The organism is Tardiphaga sp. 215_C5_N2_1 (genome assembly GCF_052076055.1).
In the GTDB taxonomy this organism is placed as follows: domain Bacteria; phylum Pseudomonadota; class Alphaproteobacteria; order Rhizobiales; family Xanthobacteraceae; genus Tardiphaga; species Tardiphaga robiniae.
In genome coordinates this window covers 3,740,001-3,742,500 of the sequence record NZ_CP197240.1, presented here as the reverse complement: position 1 = coordinate 3,742,500, position 2,500 = coordinate 3,740,001, and the positions used below count along the sequence as shown (strand labels likewise).

Genomic DNA, 2,500 nt, shown 5'->3' with positions numbered 1-2,500 from the left:
CCAGCCCTTGACATGTCTATGACCGGTACCAGAGATGGAACCTTCCCTTCGGGGCATAGAGCACAGGTGCTGCATGGCTGTCGTCAGCTCGTGTCGTGAGATGTTGGGTTAAGTCCCGCAACGAGCGCAACCCCCGTCCTTAGTTGCTACCATTTAGTTGAGCACTCTAAGGAGACTGCCGGTGATAAGCCGCGAGGAAGGTGGGGATGACGTCAAGTCCTCATGGCCCTTACGGGCTGGGCTACACACGTGCTACAATGGCGGTGACAATGGGATGCAAAAGGGCGACCTCTCGCAAATCTCAAAAAGCCGTCTCAGTTCGGATTGGGCTCTGCAACTCGAGCCCATGAAGTTGGAATCGCTAGTAATCGTGGATCAGCATGCCACGGTGAATACGTTCCCGGGCCTTGTACACACCGCCCGTCACACCATGGGAGTTGGTTCTACCTGAAGGCAGTGCGCTAACCGCAAGGGGGCAGCTGACCACGGTAGGGTCAGCGACTGGGGTGAAGTCGTAACAAGGTAGCCGTAGGGGAACCTGCGGCTGGATCACCTCCTTTCTAAGGATGGTTCTTCAGATGCTTGCATCTATCGAACCTCTTTTGAAACATCAGTGGCCAGACATTGGATCAATGTCTGAGCTGCATAGGCGGGACACCGCCGTCTTCGTTTCTCTTTCTTCGCGGACGAACACACGCTGGGGCGTGCTCGTGCTGCTTGTTGGCGTTTGATCGCAAGGTCATGTCGATGAGCCGAGCGCAGTCCTTTGTTGTTAGGGCTTGTAGCTCAGTTGGTTAGAGCGCGCGCTTGATAAGCGTGAGGTCGGAAGTTCAAGTCTTCCCAGGCCCACCATATTTGCGCGCTTTGCTTTCAAGGCTGCTGCTGACGTCGACATCACATGCGCAAGCATCGCATCTGCAAAACGCGAACTACAGCGTTGAGCATTCGTCTTCTGGAACGGGGGCATAGCTCAGCTGGGAGAGCGCGTGCTTTGCAAGCATGAGGTCGTCGGTTCGATCCCGTCTGCCTCCACCAGAAACTTTGGTTGGATGCTGATGAGTGATCGAGACGAAAACAACTTCAAGACATTCAGTGTGTTCAGACAGTGCGCGCCACATGGGCAGCGCCTGATTTAGTCCGCGGTATAACTTCGCTTGTCGGTCTTACGAGATCGGCTGCGGGATTTATGACATCGTAAAGAGGAGATCGTTCCGAGGTTCGGATCTGCAAGCAATTGCGGGTGCCGCAATCATAATCTCCAGGAATTGAGTGCGAACGCTTTGCTTGCAAAGCTTCCGCATCTTTATTCCTTTTCAACGAAGCTTGACCGCCTCGTTGTCGGTTCGATCTTACGAAGCAAACTGGTCTTTCTAAATCATATCCAGCTGCACGAAGTGCGCACGGCTTGACCGCCGGCGTGCGGATTTGGCGTTTCCAATTCGTTGGTTATGCCAAGCAGCGTGCAGCAAACTCTGCCGAGTGTGTGGATATTGATAATGAGAGCAATCAAGTGTCTTAAGGGTATTCGGTGGATGCCTTGGCAATGAGAGGCGATGAAGGACGTGCTACGCTGCGATAAGCTATGGGGAGCCGCGAAGAGGCTTTGATCCATAGATTTCCGAATGGGGAAACCCACCTTCGATAGCCGAAACTCTAAGGTCATCGTTACGCAAGTAACGGTGGTTTTGGATTTTCGGTTATCAGTTGAAGGTATGAGACTCCTGAATACATAGGGGGTTTCAAGCGAACCCGGGGAACTGAAACATCTAAGTACCCGGAGGAAAGGACATCAACAGAGACTCCGTTAGTAGTGGCGAGCGAACGCGGACCAGGCCAGTGGCATATCAAAGACAACCGGAACCAGTCAGGAAAGCTGGACCTCAGAGGGTGATAGTCCCGTACGGGTAATGCAATGATATGTCCTTGAGTAAGGCGGGACACGTGAAATCCTGTCTGAACGTGGGGGGACCACCCTCCAAGCCTAAGTACTCCTCATTGACCGATAGCGAACTAGTACCGTGAGGGAAAGGTGAAAAGCACCCCGACGAGGGGAGTGAAATAGACCTGAAACCGGATACCTACAAACAGACGGAGCCCAAGATACGTTCTGGGTGACGTCGTACCTTTTGTATTATGGGCCAGCGACTTAATTTAACGAGCAAGCTTAAGCCGATAGGTGTATGCGCAGCGAAAGCGAGTCTGAATAGGGCGCTAAGTTCGTTGTATTAGACCCGAAACCTAGTGATCTAGCCATGGGCAGGTTGAAGGTGAGGTAACACTCACTGGAGGACCGAACGGGTGTCTGTTGAAAAAGACTCCGATGACCTGTGGTTAGGGGTGAAAGGCCAATCAAACTGGGAAATAGCTGGTTCTCCGCGAAAGATATTTAGGTATCGCCTCGGATGAATACCTCAGGGGGTAGAGCACTGAATGGGCTAGGGGGACTTACCGTCTTACCAACCCCAATCAAACTCCGAATACCTGAGAGTACTATCCGGGA

2 tRNA genes and 2 rRNA genes (2 of these 4 only partly in view) are annotated in these 2,500 nt (G+C 52.6%); all 4 read left to right on the top strand.

Features of this window, described 5'->3' with window-relative positions:
* Positions 1-560, top strand: a 16S ribosomal RNA gene (locus AB7828_RS17835) (it extends 927 nt beyond the left edge of the window).
* Positions 561-775: 215 nt separating this feature from the next.
* A tRNA-Ile gene (locus AB7828_RS17830) sits at positions 776-852 on the top strand.
* Between the two features lie 107 nt (positions 853-959).
* Positions 960-1,035 (top strand) — tRNA-Ala (locus AB7828_RS17825).
* A 469-nt stretch (positions 1,036-1,504) separates the two neighbouring features.
* Positions 1,505-2,500 (top strand): 23S ribosomal RNA (locus AB7828_RS17820); it runs 1,824 nt beyond the window's last position.
* Together the 16S and 23S rRNA genes with 2 tRNA genes alongside form the textbook arrangement of a ribosomal RNA operon.